Source organism: Streptomyces sp. URMC 126 (genome assembly GCF_051386555.1).
Lineage (GTDB): Bacteria > Actinomycetota > Actinomycetes > Streptomycetales > Streptomycetaceae > Streptomyces.
In genome coordinates, this window is sequence record NZ_JBPQTX010000123.1 from 1 (window position 1) to 18,981 (window position 18,981).

17 protein-coding genes are annotated in these 18,981 nt (G+C 71.2%); 15 read left to right on the plus strand and 2 right to left on the minus strand.

Going from position 1 to position 18,981, the window contains the following annotated elements:
• Positions 1 to 88: 88 nt before the first annotated feature.
• The 11 genes from pdxS to ACSNOK_RS16820 all read left to right on the plus strand — a co-directional run bounded on the left by pdxS (position 89) and on the right by ACSNOK_RS16820 (position 12,150).
• On the plus strand, positions 89 to 997 hold the full coding sequence (pdxS, locus tag ACSNOK_RS16770) for a pyridoxal 5'-phosphate synthase lyase subunit PdxS (protein WP_436781491.1): 909 nt from the start codon (positions 89 to 91) through the stop codon (positions 995 to 997).
• Positions 998 to 1,074: 77 nt separating this feature from the next.
• The gene (gene pdxT, locus ACSNOK_RS16775; RefSeq protein ID WP_436781507.1) at positions 1,075 to 1,671 is read left to right on the plus strand and encodes a pyridoxal 5'-phosphate synthase glutaminase subunit PdxT; all 597 of its coding nucleotides are present in this window, start codon (positions 1,075 to 1,077) and stop codon (positions 1,669 to 1,671) included.
• Positions 1,672 to 1,729: 58 nt separating this feature from the next.
• Positions 1,730 to 2,482 carry a YebC/PmpR family DNA-binding transcriptional regulator gene (locus ACSNOK_RS16780; RefSeq protein ID WP_436781492.1) on the plus strand — a complete coding sequence of 251 codons (753 nt, stop codon included), beginning with the start codon at positions 1,730 to 1,732 and terminating at the stop codon, positions 2,480 to 2,482.
• A gap of 216 nt (positions 2,483 to 2,698) precedes the next feature.
• Positions 2,699 to 3,250: a crossover junction endodeoxyribonuclease RuvC gene (ruvC, locus tag ACSNOK_RS16785; protein ID WP_436781493.1), complete on the plus strand. Its 552-nt coding sequence runs from the start codon at positions 2,699 to 2,701 to the stop codon at positions 3,248 to 3,250.
• A complete protein-coding gene (gene ruvA, locus ACSNOK_RS16790) occupies positions 3,247 to 3,861 on the plus strand; it encodes a Holliday junction branch migration protein RuvA (protein ID WP_436781494.1) in 615 nt (204 codons plus the stop codon). The genes ruvC and ruvA overlap by 4 nt, the downstream gene beginning before the upstream one ends.
• A 158-nt stretch (positions 3,862 to 4,019) precedes the next feature.
• Positions 4,020 to 5,120 carry a Holliday junction branch migration DNA helicase RuvB gene (ruvB, locus tag ACSNOK_RS16795; protein ID WP_436781495.1) on the plus strand — a complete coding sequence of 367 codons (1,101 nt, stop codon included), beginning with the start codon at positions 4,020 to 4,022 and terminating at the stop codon, positions 5,118 to 5,120.
• Positions 5,121 to 5,284: 164 nt separating this feature from the next.
• Positions 5,285 to 5,818, plus strand: a complete 534-nt coding sequence (gene yajC / locus ACSNOK_RS16800; protein WP_436781496.1) for a preprotein translocase subunit YajC — start codon at positions 5,285 to 5,287, stop codon at positions 5,816 to 5,818.
• A gap of 147 nt (positions 5,819 to 5,965) precedes the next feature.
• A complete protein-coding gene (gene secD / locus ACSNOK_RS16805) occupies positions 5,966 to 7,759 on the plus strand; it encodes a protein translocase subunit SecD (protein ID WP_436781497.1) in 1,794 nt (597 codons plus the stop codon).
• Between the two features lies 1 nt (position 7,760).
• A complete protein-coding gene (gene secF / locus ACSNOK_RS16810) occupies positions 7,761 to 8,897 on the plus strand; it encodes a protein translocase subunit SecF (RefSeq protein WP_436781498.1) in 1,137 nt (378 codons plus the stop codon).
• Positions 8,894 to 9,460, plus strand: a complete 567-nt coding sequence (locus tag ACSNOK_RS16815) for an adenine phosphoribosyltransferase (protein ID WP_436781499.1) — start codon at positions 8,894 to 8,896, stop codon at positions 9,458 to 9,460. Before secF ends, ACSNOK_RS16815 begins: the two co-directional genes overlap by 4 nt.
• Before the next feature lie 155 nt (positions 9,461 to 9,615).
• A complete protein-coding gene (locus ACSNOK_RS16820) occupies positions 9,616 to 12,150 on the plus strand; it encodes a RelA/SpoT family protein (protein WP_436781500.1) in 2,535 nt (844 codons plus the stop codon).
• A gap of 53 nt (positions 12,151 to 12,203) precedes the next feature.
• On the opposite strand, the gene ACSNOK_RS16825 is transcribed toward ACSNOK_RS16820, so the two are convergent.
• Together ACSNOK_RS16825 and ACSNOK_RS16830 are read right to left on the minus strand one after the other, a co-directional pair.
• On the minus strand, positions 12,204 to 13,433 hold the full coding sequence (locus ACSNOK_RS16825; RefSeq protein ID WP_436781501.1) for a DUF349 domain-containing protein: 1,230 nt from the start codon (positions 13,431 to 13,433) through the stop codon (positions 12,204 to 12,206).
• A 242-nt stretch (positions 13,434 to 13,675) separates the two neighbouring features.
• Positions 13,676 to 14,542 carry a peptidylprolyl isomerase gene (locus ACSNOK_RS16830; protein ID WP_436781502.1) on the minus strand — a complete coding sequence of 289 codons (867 nt, stop codon included), beginning with the start codon at positions 14,540 to 14,542 and terminating at the stop codon, positions 13,676 to 13,678.
• Positions 14,543 to 14,731: 189 nt separating this feature from the next.
• Here ACSNOK_RS16830 and ACSNOK_RS16835 point away from each other — a divergent pair, with 189 nt between their 5' ends.
• The 4 genes from ACSNOK_RS16835 (at position 14,732) to ACSNOK_RS16850 (ending at position 18,876) form a co-directional block, all read left to right on the plus strand.
• Positions 14,732 to 15,451, plus strand: a complete 720-nt coding sequence (locus tag ACSNOK_RS16835) for an MBL fold metallo-hydrolase (RefSeq protein WP_436781503.1) — start codon at positions 14,732 to 14,734, stop codon at positions 15,449 to 15,451.
• A gap of 10 nt (positions 15,452 to 15,461) precedes the next feature.
• Entirely contained in the window at positions 15,462 to 16,724 is a 1,263-nt protein-coding gene (gene hisS / locus ACSNOK_RS16840; RefSeq protein ID WP_436781504.1) for a histidine--tRNA ligase, read from the plus strand.
• Positions 16,725 to 16,782: 58 nt separating this feature from the next.
• Positions 16,783 to 17,442, plus strand: coding sequence for a vitamin K epoxide reductase family protein (locus ACSNOK_RS16845; RefSeq protein ID WP_436781505.1), 660 nt, complete (start codon positions 16,783 to 16,785; stop codon positions 17,440 to 17,442).
• Positions 17,443 to 17,526: 84 nt separating this feature from the next.
• Positions 17,527 to 18,876, plus strand: coding sequence for a replication-associated recombination protein A (locus ACSNOK_RS16850; protein WP_436781506.1), 1,350 nt, complete (start codon positions 17,527 to 17,529; stop codon positions 18,874 to 18,876).
• Positions 18,877 to 18,981 lie beyond the last annotated feature (105 nt).

Sequence of the window (18,981 nt, forward strand, 5' to 3'; positions counted from 1 at the left end):
CATCCAAGCCGCCCGGGCGGCTTGGATGACGCTGCGGCAGCACAGGATGACGCTGCCGCGTCACCGCCCCGGATAGTGAGGTCACATCGTGTCCACCACCAGCACGTCCCCCACCCCCGAGACCGGCACCGCACGCGTCAAGCGCGGCATGGCCGAGCAGCTCAAGGGCGGCGTGATCATGGATGTCGTCACGCCCGAGCAGGCGAAGATCGCCGAGGACGCCGGCGCGGTCGCGGTGATGGCCCTGGAGCGGGTGCCCGCCGACATCCGCAAGGACGGCGGCGTGGCCCGGATGTCCGACCCGGACATGATCGAGGGCATCATCAACGCCGTCTCCATCCCCGTCATGGCCAAGTCCCGCATCGGTCACTTCGTCGAGGCCCAGGTCCTGCAGTCGCTCGGTGTCGACTACATCGACGAGTCCGAGGTCCTGACCCCGGCCGACGAGGTCAACCACAGCGACAAGTGGGCCTTCACGACCCCCTTCGTCTGCGGTGCCACCAACCTGGGCGAGGCCCTGCGCCGCATCGCCGAGGGCGCGGCGATGATCCGGTCCAAGGGCGAGGCCGGTACCGGCAACGTCGTCGAGGCCGTCCGCCACCTGCGCCAGATCAAGAACGAGATCGCCAAGCTGCGCGGCTTCGACAACAACGAGCTCTTCGCCGCCGCCAAGGAGCTGCGCGCCCCCTACGAGCTGGTCAAGGAGGTGGCCGAGCTCGGCAAGCTGCCGGTCGTGCTGTTCTCCGCCGGCGGTGTCGCCACCCCGGCCGACGCCGCGCTGATGCGCCAGCTCGGCGCCGAGGGCGTCTTCGTCGGTTCCGGCATCTTCAAGTCCGGCGACCCGGCCAAGCGCGCCGCGGCCATCGTGAAGGCCACCACCTTCTACGACGACCCGAAGGTCATCGCGGACGCCTCCCGCAACCTGGGCGAGGCCATGGTCGGCATCAACTGCGACACCCTCCCCGAGGCCGAGCGGTACGCCAACCGCGGCTGGTAGTCCCCGCAGTTCCCGGTGGGCGGTCCGCGGCACAGGCGCGGGCCGCCCACCGGCCCGTACGACCGAGAGGCAGGACGATCGTGTCCACCCCCACCATCGGTGTCCTCGCCCTGCAGGGCGACGTCCGCGAGCACCTCGTGGCCCTGGCGGCCGCCGACGCGACGGCCCGCCCGGTGCGCCGTCCCGAGGAGCTCGCCGAGGTCGACGGCCTGGTGATACCCGGCGGCGAGTCCACCACCATGTCCAAGCTGGCCGTGGTCTTCGGCATGCTCGAACCGCTCCGCGAGCGGGTGCGGTCCGGGATGCCGGTCTACGGCACCTGCGCCGGCATGATCATGCTCGCGGACAAGATCCTGGACGGCCGTGAGGACCAGGAGAGCCTCGGCGGCATCGACATGATCGTGCGCCGCAACGCCTTCGGGCGCCAGAACGAGTCGTTCGAGGCGGCGGTCGAGGTGTCCGGCGTCGACGGCGGCCCGGTCGAGGGCGTCTTCATCCGCGCGCCCTGGGTCGAGTCGACCGGGGCCGACGTGCAGGTCCTGGCCCGGTACGACGGCCACACCGTGGCCGTGCGCCAGGGAAACGTGCTCGCGACGTCGTTCCATCCGGAGCTCACCGGCGACCACCGGGTGCACGGGCTCTTCGTGGAGATGGTGCGCGCCGCGCAGCGGTGAGATCCCGGTAGGATCTCAGTCGTTCGTTCAGGATGGGTAACGCGAAGGAGACAGGCGGATGTCCGGCCACTCTAAATGGGCTACGACGAAGCACAAGAAGGCCGTGATCGATGCCAAGCGCGGCAAGCTCTTCGCGAAGCTGATCAAGAACATCGAGGTCGCGGCCCGCATGGGCGGTGCCGACATCGACGGCAACCCCACGCTGTACGACGCCATTCAGAAGGCCAAGAAGCAGTCCGTTCCGAACAAGAACATCGACTCCGCCGTCAAGCGTGGTGCCGGCCTGGAGGCCGGTGGCGCCGACTACGAGACGATCATGTACGAGGGCTACGGCCCGAACGGCGTGGCCGTCCTCATCGAGTGCCTCACCGACAACCGCAACCGCGCCGCCGGTGACGTCCGCGTGGCCATGACCCGCAACGGCGGCTCGATGGCCGACCCGGGCTCGGTCTCCTACCTCTTCAACCGCAAGGGCGTCGTCATCGTCCCCAAGGGCGAGCTGACCGAGGACGACGTCCTCGGCGCGGTCCTGGACGCCGGCGCCGAGGAGGTCAACGACCTCGGCGAGAGCTTCGAGGTCCTCAGCGAGGCCACCGACCTGGTCGCGGTCCGCACCGCGCTCCAGGAGGCGGGCATCGACTACGACTCCGCCGAGGCCAACTTCGTCCCCACCATGCAGGTGGAGCTCGACGAGGAGGGCGCGCGCAAGATCTTCAAGCTGATCGACGCCCTGGAGGACAGCGACGACGTGCAGAACGTCTTCGCCAACTTCGACGTCTCCGACGATGTGATGGCCAAGGTCGACGCCTGATCCGGGGCCGCTGCCGGTTGATGCCGGTTGGTGCCGGTCGCCGAAGGTCACCGCCGACGGGCCGACGGGACTCCTCCCGTCGGCCCGTCGCGCTTGTGGTCCGGAATCCGCCGGCCCGGAATCCGCTGGTCCGGAACCCGTCGGTCCGGGTCGGTCCGGGGCGTTGTCAGTGCCGCCCGATAACCTGCCGGAACAGTTGACCGAAGGAGGGGCGGAGTGCGCGTGCTGGGGGTGGACCCGGGGCTGACGCGGTGCGGCGTCGGCGTCGTCGAGGGCACGGCGGGACGTCCGCTGCGCATGGTGGGCGTCGGCGTCGTCCGCACCCCCGCCGAGGCGGACACCGCCGAGCGGCTGGTCCTCATCGAGCGCGGCATAGAGCAGTGGCTCGACGAGCACCGGCCCGAGTACGTCGCCGTCGAGCGGGTGTTCAGCCAGCACAACGTCCGCACGGTCATGGGCACCGCCCAGGCCAGCGCCGTCGCCATGCTGTGCGCCGCCCGCCGCGGACTGCCCGTCGCCCTGCACACGCCCAGCGAGGTCAAGGCGGCCGTCACCGGCTCCGGCCGGGCCGAGAAGGCCCAGGTCGGCTTTATGGTCACCCGGCTGCTCCGGCTCGACGCGCCGCCCAAGCCGGCCGACGCCGCCGACGCGCTCGCCCTGGCCATCTGCCACATCTGGCGCGCTCCGGCCACGGGCCGCCTCCAGCAGGCGGCCGCCGCCCAGCGCCGCGCCTCCGCTCCCGTACGTCTCCCGAAGGGCACCCGATGATCGCCTTCGTCTCCGGCCCCGTCGCGGCCCTGGCCCCGGACACCGCCGTCGTCGAGGTCGGCGGCGTCGGCATGGCCGTCCAGTGCACGCCCAGCACGCTCGCCACGCTCCGGGTGGGGGAGCCCGCCCGGCTGGCCACCTCCCTCGTGGTCCGCGAGGACTCCCTGACCCTCTACGGCTTCGCCGACGACGACGAGCGCCAGACCTTCGAGCTGCTCCAGACCGCGAGCGGCGTCGGCCCGCGCCTCGCCCAGGCCATGCTCGCCGTGCACTCGCCGGACGCCCTGCGCCGCGCCTTCGCGACGGGGGACGAGAAGGCCCTCACCGCCGTGCCCGGCATCGGGAAGAAGGGGGCGCAGAAGCTGCTGCTGGAACTCAAGGACCGGCTGGGCGAACCGGTCGGTTCCGCGCCGGCCGCCGCGAGTGCCCCCTCGGCCGCCGCCGGCTGGCGCGACCAACTGCACGCCGCGCTCGTCGGCCTCGGCTACGCGCCCCGCGAAGCCGACGAAGCGGTCGAGGCCGTGGCACCGCAGGCGGCGGCCGCGGGCGGTACGCCGCAGGTCGGGCAGTTGCTGCGGGCCGCGCTGCAGACGCTGAACCGGGCTCGGTGAGCGGTGGGTTCCGCCCCGGCCCCGCCCCCAGGGCGACGGCTCTCCCCGCGCAGCGGTCCGAAGAGCCGCACTCCCCGGACCGCGCTTCGCGCACTGTCCTCGAACCCCGGACGGGCCGCTGACGGCGGCCCCTCCATCCGCACCGTGAGGTTTCCCTCGTGAACTGGGACGACGAGTCCGCATACGACAGCACCCCCGCCGACGACCGCGTCGTCGGTGCCGCCGCCGACGGTGAGGACCAAGCGGTCGAGGCCGCGCTGCGGCCCAAGGACCTGGGGGAGTTCGTCGGCCAGGAGCGGGTCCGGCAGCAGCTCGACCTCGTGCTGCGCGCCGCCCGGGCCCGCGGCGCCACCGCCGACCACGTCCTGCTCTCCGGCGCCCCCGGCCTCGGCAAGACCACCCTCTCGATGATCATCGCCGCCGAGATGGGCGCCCCGATCCGCATCACCTCCGGCCCCGCCATCCAGCACGCGGGCGACCTGGCGGCGATCCTCTCGTCCCTCACCGAGGGCGAGGTCCTCTTCCTCGACGAGATCCACCGCATGTCCCGGCCCGCCGAGGAGATGCTGTACATGGCGATGGAGGACTTCCGCGTCGACGTCGTCGTCGGCAAGGGCCCGGGCGCCACCGCCATCCCCCTGGAGCTGCCGCCCTTCACCCTCGTCGGCGCCACCACCCGCGCCGGCCTGCTGCCGCCCCCGCTGCGCGACCGCTTCGGCTTCACCGGGCACATGGAGTTCTACGCCCCCGCCGAGCTGGAGCGCGTCGTCAAGCGGTCGGCCGGGCTGCTCGACGTGACCATAGAGGACGCCGGAGCGGCAGAGATCGCCGGCCGGTCGCGCGGCACGCCCCGTATCGCCAACCGGCTGCTGCGCCGGGTCCGCGACTACGCCCAGGTGAAGGCCGACGGCCTGATCACTCGGGAGATCGCGGCGCAGGCCCTGGAGGTGTACGAGGTGGACGCCCGCGGCCTCGACCGGCTGGACCGGGCCGTGCTCACCGCGCTCGTCAAGCTCTTCGGCGGCGGCCCGGTCGGCCTGTCCACGCTGGCGGTGGCTGTCGGGGAGGAGCGGGAGACCGTCGAGGAGGTCGCCGAACCCTTCCTGGTCCGGGAGGGACTGCTGGCCAGGACCCCCAGGGGACGGATCGCCACCCCCGCCGCCTGGGAGCACCTCGGCATGGTGCCGCCGCAGGTCGCCGGGGGTGCGGGCCGGGCCGGTGAGGGCGGCGCGGGACAGAGTTCCCTGTTCGCCGAGTGACGGCGCGGGGACTGGTCCGGCCAGGAACCCGGGTGCCATGCTGGGCGTTGTTCCATTGGTGCGGACTCGCTTAGACTCCGCCGATGCCGTCCGTATGGCACGGCATACCACCCCCGTAGACCAGGCCGCATCCCCAAGCGGTCGTGTGAAGGAAATCCCGTCCCGTGAATCCCATGACTCTCCTGCCGTTCATCGTGCTCATCGGGGCCATGTTCCTGATGACCCGGTCGGCCAAGAACAAGCAGCGCCAGGCTGCGCAGATGCGCGACCAGATGCAGCCGGGTACCGGTGTGCGGACGATCGGCGGCATGTACGCCACCGTCAAGGAGATCAGCGAGGACTCGGTCCTCCTTGAGGTCGCCCCGGGCGTGCACGCGATCTACGCGAAGAACGCCATCGGTGCCGTCCTGCCGGACGACGAGTACAACCGCATCATCCACGGCATCGAGCCGTCGGACGACGAGGCCCCGGTCGTCCCGGACGACCTCTCGTCGCTGACCGAGGGTGACGACAAGGACGGGTCCGCCGAGAAGGCCGGCGAGAAGAAGATCGACCTCGGCAAGGACACCGCCGCCGACGCCCCCGCGAAGGCCGACGCCTCCGCGAAGGACGAGACCGCGACGGCGGAGAAGCCGGCGGACGCCGCCAAGGCGGAGCCGAAGGACGGCAAGCGGGACGGCGACTCCGACGCGAAGTAGCCCCACCTGGAACCGCGACGCACCCACCGCTCGGTGCGTCGCGGTTCGCTGACGGTCTAGGCTCCGGCGGGGGGCAGGTCCCCACAAACTTCGTGGCCGCCCGGCGAACACCCGACGCCCGGCGGTTGGACAGGGAGAAACGACAAGGTGGCAGCACCGAAGAAGGGCCGCAGGTCCCCGGGCGGCCAGGGCAGGCCGGGCAGAGTCCTGGCCCTCATCCTGATCGCCATGGTGGCGCTCGTCGGGGGAATGTTCGCCTCCGGGCAGACCACCCCCCGCCTGGGTATCGACCTGGCAGGCGGCACGAGCTTCACGCTCGAGGCGAAGAACCAGCCTGGCCAGCCCAACGCGATCAACACGACCAACATGAACACGGCCGCGAGCATCATCGACCGGCGTGTCAACGGTCTCGGCGTGACCGAGTCCGAGGTCCAGACGCAGGGCAAGAAGCACATCATCGTGAACATCCCCAAGGGGACGAACGCGAAGCAGGCCCGTGAGCAGGTCGGCACCACCGCCCAGCTCACCTTCCGCCCGGTGCTCGTCGCCGCGCCCGCCGGCAAGCTGCCCGAGCCCACGCCGAGCGCGTCGGCCGGCACCGGCAAGGACAAGGACAAGGGCGACAAGAGCAAGGACACCAAGGACAAGGCCAAGGAAGGCGAGAAGGACAAGAAGGGCACGCCCTCCGGCACGCCCACCGCGTCCGCCCCCGGCTCCTCCGCCACCCCGTCCTCGTCCCGCACTCAGGGCCGGGCCGTCACGGAGGCCCTGAAGGCCCCGCAGGCGCCCAAGCCGCCCACGCCGTCCCCCAAGCCTTCGGACGCTCCCTCCAACGACCTGCAGAAGCAGTTCGCCGCCCTGGACTGCTCCACCAAGGCGGCGCGCGCCCAGGCCGCGAAGAAGGCGGCCCTCGCCAAGCCTCAGGACGACATCGTCGTCTGCGACAAGGACGGCCAGGAGAAGCTGCTCCTGGGGCCCGTCGCGATCAAGGGCGTCGAGGTCACAGACGCCAAGGCAGCCCTTGACACCCAGCGGGCTACTGGCTGGCAGGTGCAATTGAAGTTCAATAGCAGTGGCGCCAAGAAGTTCAGCGACGTCACCGGCCAGCTCGCTTCGAAGCCCGAGGGGCAGAACCGGTTCGCGATCGTCCTGGACGGCCAGGCGGTCTCCGCCCCCCGGGTCAACGGCCCGATCCCCGGCGGCAGCGCCGAGATCAGCGGCAACTTCGACCAGTCCAGCGCGGACGACCTCGCCAACATCCTGTCGTACGGCGCCCTGCCGCTGTCCTTCGACGTCGTCACCGAGACCACCGTCTCCGCCGCCCTCGGCGGCGAGCAGCTGCGCGCCGGTCTGATCGCCGGTGCCATCGGTCTCGCGCTCGTCGTGATCTACCTGGTGGTCTACTACCGCGGCCTCGCGCTCGTCGCGCTCGCCAGCCTCGCGGCCTCGGCGGTCCTGACGTACACGATCATGGTGCTGCTCGGGAAGGCCATCGGGTTCGCCCTGAACCTCCCGGCCGTCTGCGGTGCCATCGTGGCCATCGGTATCACCGCCGACTCGTTCATCGTCTACTTCGAGCGGGTCCGGGACGAGATCCGCGAGGGCCGCAGTCTGCGTCCCGCCGTGGAGCGCGGCTGGCCGCGCGCCCGCCGGACGATCCTGGTCTCCGACTTCGTGTCCTTCCTCGCCGCCGCGGTGCTCTTCATCGTGACCGTGGGCAAGGTGCAGGGCTTCGCGTTCACCCTCGGTCTGACCACGCTGCTCGACGTCGTGGTGGTCTTCTTCTTCACCAAGCCGCTGATGACGCTCCTCGCCCGCCGCAAGTTCTTCGCGAGCGGTCACCCCTGGTCCGGTCTCGACCCCAAGCGGCTCGGCGCCAAGCCGCCGCTGCGGGCCTCCCGCCGCCGTCCCTCCGCCCCTGTCGACCCGAAGGAGGCGTGAGATGTCACGACTCGGCACCCTCGGCGCCCGGCTCTACCGAGGCGAGGTCGGCTACGACTTCGTCGCCAAACGGAAGATCTGGTACGGCATCTCGATCCTCATCACCATCACGGCCATCGTCGGCCTGGCGGTGCGCGGCCTGAACATGGGCATCGAGTTCTCCGGCGGCGCGATCTTCAACACCACCGACAAGACGTCGGTGTCGGTGCAGGACGCCAAGGAGACGGTGGAGACCGCCTCCGGTCACACCGCGATCGTCCAGAAGACCGGTGAGGGGAAGCTGCGGGTCCAGGTCAGCGAGCTGGACGCGGCCCAGTCGCGCGCGACCCAGGAGGCCCTGGCCAAGAAGCTCGGTGTCCCCACCGACAAGATCAACACTGACATCGTCGGCCCCAGCTGGGGTGAGGAGATCGCCAACAAGGCCTGGACGGGCCTGGCGGTCTTCATGCTCCTCGTGGTGATCTACCTCGCCATCGCCTTCGAGTGGCGTATGGCGCTCGCCGCCCTCGTCGCCCTCATCCACGACCTCACCATCACCGTGGGCATCTACGCCCTCGTGGGCTTCGAGGTCACCCCGGGTACGGTCATCGGTCTGCTGACCATCCTCGGTTACTCGCTCTACGACACCGTCGTCGTCTTCGACGGCCTGAAGGAGAGCGCGAAGGACATCACCAAGCAGACCCGCTGGACGTACAGCGAGATCGCCAACCGCAGCCTCAACGGCACCCTGGTGCGCTCCATCAACACCACGGTCGTCGCCCTGCTGCCGGTCGCCGGCCTGCTGTTCATCGGCGGCGGCTTCCTCGGCGCGGGCATGCTGAACGACATCTCGCTCGCCCTGTTCGTCGGCCTCGCGGCCGGAGCCTACTCGTCGATCTTCATCGCCACCCCGCTGGTCGCCGACCTCAAGGAGCGCGACCCGCGGATGAAGGCCCTCACCCGGCGCGTCCACGCCAAGCGCGCCGCGCAGGCCGCCAAGGCGGACTCGGGGCAGGACGAGCCCCGGGACGCCCAGGAGGCCGAAGCCGCCGAGTACGGGGACGACGAGCCGCAGGACGCCTCCCCGGCCGGTGTGGTCGGACAGCGCCGGCAGCCCGTGAGCCGCAACCGCGGCGGCCGCGGCGGGAAGCGCCGATGACCGCCTGGGGCGCCGAAGGCGCCGACGAGACCCTGCGCGAGCTGCTGCTGAGCCGCATCCACGACGTCCCGGACTACCCGAAGCCGGGCGTGGTGTTCAAGGACATCACGCCGCTGCTCGCGGACCCCGAGGCGTTCACCGCCCTCACCGAGGCCTTCGCGGAGCTGTGCGCCCGCTACCGGGCCGACAAGGTCGTCGGCCTGGAGGCCCGCGGCTTCATCCTGGCGGCCCCCGTGGCCGTCCGGGCCGGGGTCGGCTTCGTGCCCGTGCGCAAGGCGGGCAAGCTGCCCGGCGCGACCCTGTCGCAGGCATACGAGCTGGAGTACGGCACGGCGGAGGTCGAGATACACGCCGAGGCGTTCGCGCCCGGCGACCGGGTCCTGGTCATCGACGACGTCCTGGCCACCGGCGGCACCGCCGAGGCGTCCCTCCAGCTGATCCGGCGGGCCGGGGCCGAGCCCGTGGGCGTCGCCGTCCTGATGGAGCTGGGCTTCCTCCCCGGCCGGGAGCGGCTGGAGAAGGTGCTCGGCGGAGCGCCGGTGGACGCGCTGATCCGCGTCTGAGCGCACACGCGACGAGCGAGCGGGCCCCGGGGGAGAACCCCGGGGCCCGCTCCGTGCGTCTTGGCCCCCGCCGGGCGGGAGGCGGTTCCCCGGCCCGGATCGATACCATGGCAGTCCGGACCCGTTCGGGGCCGGACCCCGCATGAGGAGTGCTCTTGCCAGACAAGGCCCAGCCGCTCTCCCCCAGACTCCGTCCGGGGGCGTCCCCAGCGGCACAGCCCGACCAGCCCGCACCGGACGCCGCGGCTGCCGCGGGCACGCCCGAGCCCACGGGCCGCCCGCAGGGCACCGGCGCGCCCGAGTCCGGGAAGCGGGGCCGGCCGCAGGGCGCCCCGGGAGGCGACCTGGTCAAGGAGAGCGCCGGCCCGCGGCCCACGCCGCCGCCCAGCGCCCGCTCCGCCTCTTCCAGCCGGGTCCGCGCCCGCCTCGCCCGGCTGGGCGTGCAGCGGCAGAGCCCGTACAACCCCGTGCTGGAGCCGCTGCTCCGGATCGTCCGCGGCAACGACCCCAAGGCCGACGCCTCGACGCTGCGCCAGATCGAGCGCGCCTACCAGGTCGCCGAGCGCTGGCACCGCGGTCAGAAGCGCAAGAGCGGCGACCCGTACATCACCCACCCGCTCGCGGTGACCACGATCCTGGCCGAGCTGGGCATGGACCCGGCGACGCTGATGGCCGGGCTGCTGCACGACACCGTCGAGGACACCGAGTACGGCCTCGACGACCTCCGCCGCGACTTCGGCGACCAGGTCGCCCTGCTCGTCGACGGCGTCACCAAGCTGGACCGGGTGCAGTTCGGCGAGGCCGCCCAGGCCGAGACGGTCCGCAAGATGGTCGTCGCCATGGCCAAGGACCCCCGGGTCCTGGTGATCAAGCTCGCCGACCGCCTGCACAACATGCGCACTATGCGCTACCTCAAGCGGGAGAAGCAGGAGAAGAAGGCCCGCGAGACGCTGGAGATCTACGCCCCGCTGGCGCACCGGCTGGGCATGAACACCATCAAGTGGGAGCTGGAGGACCTCGCCTTCGCGATCCTCTACCCCAAGATGTACGACGAGATCGTCCGGCTCGTCGCCGAGCGCGCCCCCAAGCGGGACGAGTACCTGGCGATCGTCACCGACGAGGTCCAGGCCGACCTGCGCGCCGCCCGCATCAAGGCCACCGTCACCGGCCGGCCCAAGCACTACTACAGCGTCTACCAGAAGATGATCGTGCGGGGCCGGGACTTCGCCGAGATCTACGACCTGGTGGGCATCCGCGTCCTCGTCGACACCGTCCGCGACTGCTACGCGGCGCTCGGCACCGTCCACGCCCGGTGGAACCCGGTGCCCGGGCGGTTCAAGGACTACATCGCGATGCCCAAGTTCAACATGTACCAGTCGCTGCACACGACGGTCATAGGGCCCAGCGGCAAGCCGGTCGAGCTCCAGATCCGGACGTTCGACATGCACCGCCGCGCCGAGTACGGCATCGCCGCGCACTGGAAGTACAAGCAGGAGGCCGTCGCCGGCGCCTCCAAGATCCGTACGGACGTGCCGAAGAACGCCGGCAAGAACCAGGACACCGTCAACGACATGGCCTGGCTCCGGCAGTTGCTGGACTGGCAGAAGGAGACGGAGGACCCGGGCGAGTTCCTGGAGTCGCTCCGCTTCGACCTCTCCCGCAACGAGGTCTTCGTCTTCACGCCCAAGGGCGACGTCATAGCGCTTCCCGCCGGGGCCACGCCCGTCGACTTCGCCTACGCCGTGCACACCGAGGTCGGCCACCGCACCATAGGGGCCCGGGTCAACGGGCGGCTGGTGCCGCTCGAATCGACCCTGGACAACGGCGACCTGGTCGAGGTCTTCACCTCCAAGGCGCCCGGCGCCGGCCCCTCCCGCGACTGGCTCGGCTTCGTCAAGTCCCCCCGCGCGCGCAACAAGATCCGCGCCTGGTTCTCCAAGGAGCGCCGGGACGAGGCGATCGAGCAGGGCAAGGACGCCATCGCCCGCGCGATGCGCAAGCAGAACCTGCCCATCCAGCGCATCCTGACCGGCGATTCGCTCGTCACCCTCGCGCACGAGATGCGCTACCCCGACATCTCCTCGCTCTACGCGGCCATCGGCGAGGGCCACGTCGCCGCGCAGGGCGTGGTGCAGAAGCTCGTCCAGGCGCTCGGCGGCGAGGACGCGGCGACCGAGGACATCGAGGAGTCGGCGCCCATCCGCGGCCGCTCCAAGCGGCGTTCGTCCGCCGACCCCGGCGTGGTCGTCAAGGGCGTGGACGACGTGTGGGTCAAGCTCGCCCGCTGCTGCACGCCCGTCCCCGGCGACCCGATCATCGGCTTCGTCACCCGCGGCAACGGCATCTCCGTCCACCGCGCGGACTGCGTCAACGTCGACTCGCTCTCGCAGCAGCCCGAGCGGATCCTCGACGTCGAGTGGGCGCCCACCCAGTCGTCCGTCTTCCTCGTCGCCATCCAGGTGGAGGCGCTGGACCGGTCCCGGCTGCTCTCGGACGTCACCCGGGTCCTGTCGGACCAGCACGTCAACATCCTCTCGGCGGCCGTGCAGACCTCCCGGGACCGGGTGGCCACCTCGCGGTTCACCTTCGAGATGGGCGACCCCAAGCACCTCGGCCATGTCCTGAAGGCCGTGCGCGGGGTGGAGGGCGTCTACGACGTCTACCGCGTGACGTCGGCCCGCAGGCCGTAGCCCCCAACGAAAGACGGCCCCGACGTTCGTCGGGGCCATCTTTCACACGGGCGTCAGCCGCCGAACTCCTGCAGGCCCTTCAGCGCCTGGTCCAGCAGCGCCTTGCGGCCCTCCAGCTCCTTGCCGAGCTTCTCGGCCTTCGCCTCGTTGCCCGCGGCACGCGCCTTGTCGATCTGCGCCTGGAGCTTGTCGACCGCGTCCTGGAGCTGCCCGGTCAGCCCGGCCGCGCGCGCCCGCGCCTCCGGGTTGGTCCGCCGCCACTCGGCCTCCTCGGCCTCCTGGATGGCGCGCTCCACCGCGTGGATCCGGCCCTCGATCTTCGGGCGGGCGTCCCGCGGCACATGGCCGATGGCCTCCCAGCGCTCGTTGATCGAACGGAACGCGGCCCGGGCGGCCTTGAGGTCGGTCACCGGAAGCAGCTTCTCGGCCTCGACGACCAGATCCTCCTTGAGCGCGAGGTTCTGCTGCTGCTCGGCGTCGCGCTCCGCGAACACCTCGCCGCGCGCCTGGAAGAAGACGTCCTGCGCGCCCCGGAACCGGGCCCACAGCTCGTCCTCGGCCTCCCGCTGGGCGCGGCCCGCGGCCTTCCAGTCGGCCATCAGCTCGCGGTAGCGGGCGGCGGTGGCGCCCCAGTCCGTCGAACCGGACAGCGCCTCGGCCTCGGCGACCAGCTTCTCCTTGACCTTGCGGGCCTCCTCGCGCTGGGCGTCCAGCGAGGCGAAGTGGGCCTTGCGGCGCTTGGAGAACGCCGAGCGGGCGTGCGAGAAGCGGTGCCACAGCTCGTCGTCGGTCTTGCGGTCCAGCCGCGGCAGACTCTTCCAGGTGTCCACCAGGGCCCGCAGCCGCTCGCCGGCCGAGCGCCACTGCTCGCTCGCGGCCAGCTCCTCGGCCTCGGCGACCAGCGCCTCCTTGGCCGTCCGCGCCTCGTCCGTCTGCTTGGCCTTGGCCGCCTTGCGCTCCTCGCGGCGCTTCTCGACCGTCTCGACGAGCTTGTCCAACCGCCCGCGCAGCGCGTCCAGATCGCCGACCGCGTGGTGCTCGTCGACCTGCGAGCGCAGGTGGTCGATGGCGGTCATCGCGTCCTTCGCCGACAGGTCGGTGGTCCTGACCCGGCGCTCGAGGAGGCCGATCTCGACGACCAGGCCCTCGTACTTGCGCTCGAAGTAAGCGAGAGCCTCGTCAGGACTCCCCGCCTGCCACGAGCCGACGACCTTCTCGCCGTCGGCGGTACGCACGTACACCGTCCCCGTCTCGTCGACGCGGCCCCACGGGTCGCTGCTCACAGCGCCTCCTCCACATGATGCGGGGGCCGTTCGCGGCCCGCGCGCATCGTCCACAGTTGTCCCCGGCGGAGCCGCGCCCCGCCCGGTCCGGCGGCTTGATCATTTGACTGCCGATCGGTGCTGTTTCGGGTGCCTCGCAGCCGCCGGAGCAGGCACCCTACACAACGCCAACATAGGCGACCGGTGGCCCGGCTGTCCGTATCCCGCGACCGGAAATTCGCTCTTCGGCCACGGGTGCGGACTCAGCCCTTGGCGACCGTCGCCTTGTCCACCACGACGGTGGCGTTGGGGGGTCCGTCGGGGCCTCCGCCCTGCACCCCGGCGGCGGCGATCTTGTCGAGGACCTTCCGGCCCTCGGCGCCGATCGTGCCGACCGGCGTGTAGTCCGGCTGCAGCGGGCTGTCCTTGTAGACGAGGAAGAACTGGCTGCCGGTCGAGTGCGGCTGCTGCGTCTTGGCCATGGCGATCGTCCCGGCCGGGTAGATCTTCATCTTGGCCTGCTTGAGCTGCTCGTCCTTCGGCTCCTTGAGGAGGTCGCTCTTGAGGTTCTCCTCGGCGAGCGTGTAGCCGGGGCCGCCCCCGCCGGTGCCCTCCGGGTCGCCGCACTGGAGGACGTAGATGCCCGCGGCCTCACCGGTGAGGCGGTGGCACTTGGTGTGGTCGAAGTACCCCTGGCCCGCCAGGAAGTTCAGCGAGTTGACGGTGTGCGGGGCCTTGGCCGCGTCCAGCTTGAGGTCGATGTTCCCGCACGTGGTCTTGAGGGCCATCGTGTAGGAGGCGGAGGTGTCGACCGTCATCTCCGGCTCCGACTTCCACGTCTTCTTCGCCGGGCTGCCGGCCGCCGGCTTGGCGCACGGGTCCGGGCCCTTCGAGGGGGTGGGCATCTCGCTGGGGGTCGCGTCCGCCGACGCCTTGTCGTCCTTCTTGTCGTCGCCGCCCAGCGCGCCCGTGGCCGCCGCCGTGCCGCCCGCGGCGATCAGCACGGCGAGACCGGCCGCGATCAACGCGTTCCGGTTGCGGGCTTTGCGCCGCTGCGCCTCGCGGCGCTGCTGCTGCCGCTCGAACTTCTCCCGTGCGAGCTGCCGCCGCCGCTGCTCGTTGTTGACCACCGGGTCGTCTCCTCGTGCCGTCTCGTCCGTCGGAACGCCTGTTGCGAGCGTGCCCGTACCGTATACGGGTTCGCGGCGGCGGAGGTGCCGCCGGTAGGCTCTGAACCGGCATAAACGTGACCGGCGCACCGGCCGGGCACGCCGGCCGCCTCCCTGCCGCGTCGACGCAGGCCGACATTAAGGACGAATGTGCTGATTGCCGGGTTCCCCGCCGGGGCCTGGGGGACCAACTGTTATCTGGTCGCCCCCGCCGCCGGTGAGGAGTGCGTGATCATCGACCCGGGCCACCAGGCCGCCCAGGGCGTCGAGGAAGCACTCAGGAAGCATCGGCTCAAGCCCGTCGCGGTCGTCCTCACCCACGGCCACATCGACCACGTCGCCTCGGTCGTCCCGGTCTGCGGCGCCCACGACGTCCCCGCCTGGATCCACCCCGCCGACCGCTACATGATGAGCGACCCGGAGAAGGCCCTCGGCCGCTCCATCGGCGCGCAGCTCCTCGGCGAGCTGACCGTGGGGGAGCCGGACGACGTCAAGGAGCTCGCCGACGGCAGCACGCTGGACCTCGCCGGTCTGGAGTTCACCGTCGCGCACGCGCCCGGCCATACCAAGGGGTCGGTGACCTTCCGGTTGCCCGAGTCCTCCGACATCCCGTCGGTCTTCTTCTCGGGCGACCTGCTGTTCGCCGGCTCCATCGGACGCACCGACCTGCCCGGCGGTGACCACGCCGAGATACTCGAGTCCCTGGCCCGCGTGTGCCTGCCCCTCGACGACTCGACCGTGGTCCTCTCCGGCCACGGCCCCCAGACCAGCATCGGCCGCGAGCGCGCCACCAACCCGTACCTGCGGGAAGTGGCCCAGGCGCGGTACGGCCCCGGAACCGGCACCCCGGCTCCGCGACGAGGAATGTGACGAAGCTTTCGTGAGCACTTTCAAGGCCCCCAAGGGCACCTACGACCTGATCCCGCCGGACTCGGCGGTCTACCTCGCCGTCCGCGAGGCCATCTCCGCCCCGGTCCGGCGCGCCGGCTACGGCTACGTGGAGACCCCCGGCTTCGAGAACGTCGAGCTGTTCGCGCGCGGCGTCGGCGAGTCCACCGACATCGTGACCAAGGAGATGTACACCCTCACCACGCGCGGCGGCGACGAGCTCGCGCTGCGCCCCGAGGGCACCGCCTCCGTGCTGCGCGCCGCGCTGGAGGCCAACCTCCACAAGTCCGGCAACCTCCCGGTCAAGCTCTGGTACTCCGGCTCGTACTACCGCTACGAGCGCCCGCAGAAGGGCCGTTACCGCCACTTCTCGCAGGTCGGCGCCGAGGCCATCGGAGCCGAGGACCCGGCGCTGGACGCCGAGCTGATCATCCTGGCCGTCGACGCGTACAAGTCCCTCGGCCTGAAGAACTTCCGCCTGCTGCTCAACTCGCTCGGCGACAAGGAGTGCCGCCCCGCCTACCGGGCCGCGCTCCAGGACTTCCTGCGCGGTCTCGACCTCGACGAGGACACCCGCCGCCGCATCGAGATCAACCCGCTGCGCGTCCTCGACGACAAGCGCGAGGCCGTCCAGAAGCAGCTCGTCGGCGCCCCCATGCTCCGCGACCACCTCTGCGAGGCGTGCAAGGAGTACCACGAGCAGGTGCGCGCGCTGCTGACCGCGGCGGGCGTCGCGTTCGAGGACGACGAGAAGCTGGTGCGCGGTCTGGACTACTACACGCGCACCACCTTCGAGTTCGTCCACGACGGCCTCGGCGCGCAGTCCGCGGTCGGCGGCGGCGGCCGGTACGACGGTCTGTCCGAGATGATCGGCGGCCCGGCCCTGCCGTCCGTCGGCTGGGCGCTGGGCGTCGACCGCACGGTGCTGGCGCTGGAGGCCGAGGGCATCGAGCTCGAACTGCCCGCCGCCACCGAGGTCTACGCGGTGCCGCTCGGCGACGAGGCGCGGCGCGTCCTGTTCGGCGTCGTCACCGAACTGCGCCGGGCCGGCGTCGCCGCCGACTTCGCGTTCGGCGGGAAGGGGCTGAAGAACGCCATGAAATCGGCCGACCGCTCGGGCGCCCGCTACGCCCTGGTGGCGGGCGAACGGGACCTGGCCGAGGGCGTCGTCCAGCTCAAGGACCTCGGCAGCGGCGAGCAGACCGCCGTCCCGATCGACGCCGTCGTGGGTGAACTCCAGGCCAGGCAGGGCTGATCGGCCTCTTCCTGGTGCAGAATGGGCGCATCCGACGACTGATGGGATCTTCGGCGCTATGACGACCTCGGCTCTTGACCGCTCCGACACCGACGACGTGGAGCGGGACGGGCCCGCCACCGGTGCGGTGGGCGGCAGTCGTGCCTTCGGGCTGCTGCTGGTCGTCACCGGCGCCCTCGGGCTGCTGGCCGCCTGGGTCATCACGATCGACAAGAACAAGATCCTGGAGGCCAAGGCGGTCGGGCAGTCCTTCACCCCCGGGTGCAGCCTCAACCCGATCGTCTCCTGCGGCAACATCATGGAGAGCGACCAGGCCCACGTCTTCGGGTTCCCCAACCCGATGCTCGGCCTGGTCTGCTACGGCGCGATCATCGCGATCGGCCTGGCGCTGCTCTCCGGCGCCCGTCTCCCGCGCTGGTACTGGATGGGCATGCAGGCCGGCACCCTCTTCGGCGTCGGCTTCTGCACCTGGCTGCAGTACCAGTCGCTGTACGTCATCGGCTCGCTCTGCCTGTGGTGCTGCCTCGCCTGGGTCGCCACCATCGTGATGTTCTGCTATGTCACCGTGCAGAACATCCGCCACCGCTTCATCCCGCTGCCGAACGCGGTGCGGAGCGCGGTGCTGGAGTTCCACTGGGTGGTGCCGGTGCTGTGGATCGGCGCCATCGGGCTGGCGATCCTGACGAACTGGTGGTCGTTCTGGACCGGCCAGTCCTGAGCCGTGACTTTTTGACCAGCAACAACGCCGCCGGACGGGCACCGTCCGGCGGCGTTGTCAGTGGGGTGGCATAGGGTTTCGAGCGTGGAGCCCGACCTGTTCACCGCCGCAGAAGAGGACCGCCGGGAGAAAGACCCGTCGAGCAGTCCCCTGGCCGTCCGTATGCGCCCCCGCACCCTCGACGAGGTCGTGGGGCAGGCCCATCTGCTGAAGCCCGGATCGCCGCTGCGCCGGCTGGTCGGCGAGGCCGGCGGCGGGCCGGCCGGGCCCTCGTCGGTGATCCTCTGGGGGCCGCCCGGCATCGGCAAGACCACCCTCGCCTACGTCGTCAGCCAGGCGACCGACAAGCGCTTCGTGGAGCTCTCCGCGATCACCGCCGGGGTCAAGGAGGTCCGGGCCGTCATCGACGGCGCCCGCCGGGCCTCCGGCGGCTACGGCAAGGAGACCGTCCTCTTCCTCGACGAGATCCACCGCTTCAGCAAGGCCCAGCAGGACTCGCTGCTGCCCGCCGTGGAGAACCGCTGGGTCACCCTCATCGCCGCCACCACCGAGAACCCCTACTTCTCGGTGATCTCCCCGCTGCTCTCCCGCTCCCTGCTGCTGACCCTCCAGGCGCTCACCGACGACGACCTGCGCGGGCTGCTGCACCGCGCGATCGCCGACGAGCGCGGCCTCGGCGGCGCGGTGACGCTCCCGGAGGACGCGGAGGCGCACCTGCTGCGGATCGCCGGCGGCGACGCCCGGCGGGCGCTGACCGCCCTGGAGGCGGCGGCGGGGGCCGCGCTCGACAAGGGCGACAGCGAGATCACCCTGGAGACGCTGGAGGAGACGGTCGACCGGGCCGCGGTGAAGTACGACCGCGACGGCGATCAGCATTACGACGTCGCGAGCGCGCTGATCAAGTCCATCCGGGGGTCGGATGTCGATGCCACCCTCCATTATCTGGCGCGGATGATCGAGGCGGGGGAGGATCCGCGGTTCATCGCGCGGCGGCTGATGATCTCCGCCAGTGAGGACATCGGGCTAGCCGATCCGACCGCCTTGCAGACCGCGGTCGCCGGTGCGCAGGCCGTCGCCATGATCGGGTTCCCCGAGGCGCGGATCACCCTGTCCCAGGTGGCCATCGCGCTGGCCCTGGCGCCGAAGTCCAACGCGGCGTATCTCGCGATCGACGCGGCGCTGGCCGATGTGCGGGCGGGGCTCGCCGGAGCCGTGCCCGCGCATCTGCGGGACGGGCATTACAAGGGGGCGGCGAAGCTGGGGCATGGGGAGGGGTATCAGTATCCCCACGATCTGCCCGGGGGGATCGCGGCTCAGCAGTACGCGCCGGACGCGGTGCACGGGAAGCGGTATTACTCGCCTACTCGGCATGGGGCGGAGGGGCGGTACGCGGAGGTGGTGGAGCGGGTGCGGGAGCGTTTGCGGGGGGAGTAGGCCCCGGACCCGCCCCTTCGCCGTTTCCTGGGGCTGTGCCCCAGACCCCCTTTTCGCGGCTCCGCCGCTCGTCCTCAAACGCCGGACGGGCTGATACAGCCGGTC

Bases quoted from the DNA above. Each gene is read 5' to 3' on its own strand.
- ruvA (WP_436781494.1), top strand. From the start codon at position 3,247: ATGATCGCCTTCGTCTCCGGCCCCGTCGCGGCCCTGGCCCCGGACACC.
- ACSNOK_RS16845 (WP_436781505.1), top strand. From the start codon at position 16,783: ATGACGACCTCGGCTCTTGACCGCTCCGACACCGACGACGTGGAGCGG.
- secF (WP_436781498.1), top strand. From the start codon at position 7,761: ATGTCACGACTCGGCACCCTCGGCGCCCGGCTCTACCGAGGCGAGGTC.
- ACSNOK_RS16815 (WP_436781499.1), top strand. From the start codon at position 8,894: ATGACCGCCTGGGGCGCCGAAGGCGCCGACGAGACCCTGCGCGAGCTG.
- ACSNOK_RS16780 (WP_436781492.1), top strand. From the start codon at position 1,730: ATGTCCGGCCACTCTAAATGGGCTACGACGAAGCACAAGAAGGCCGTG.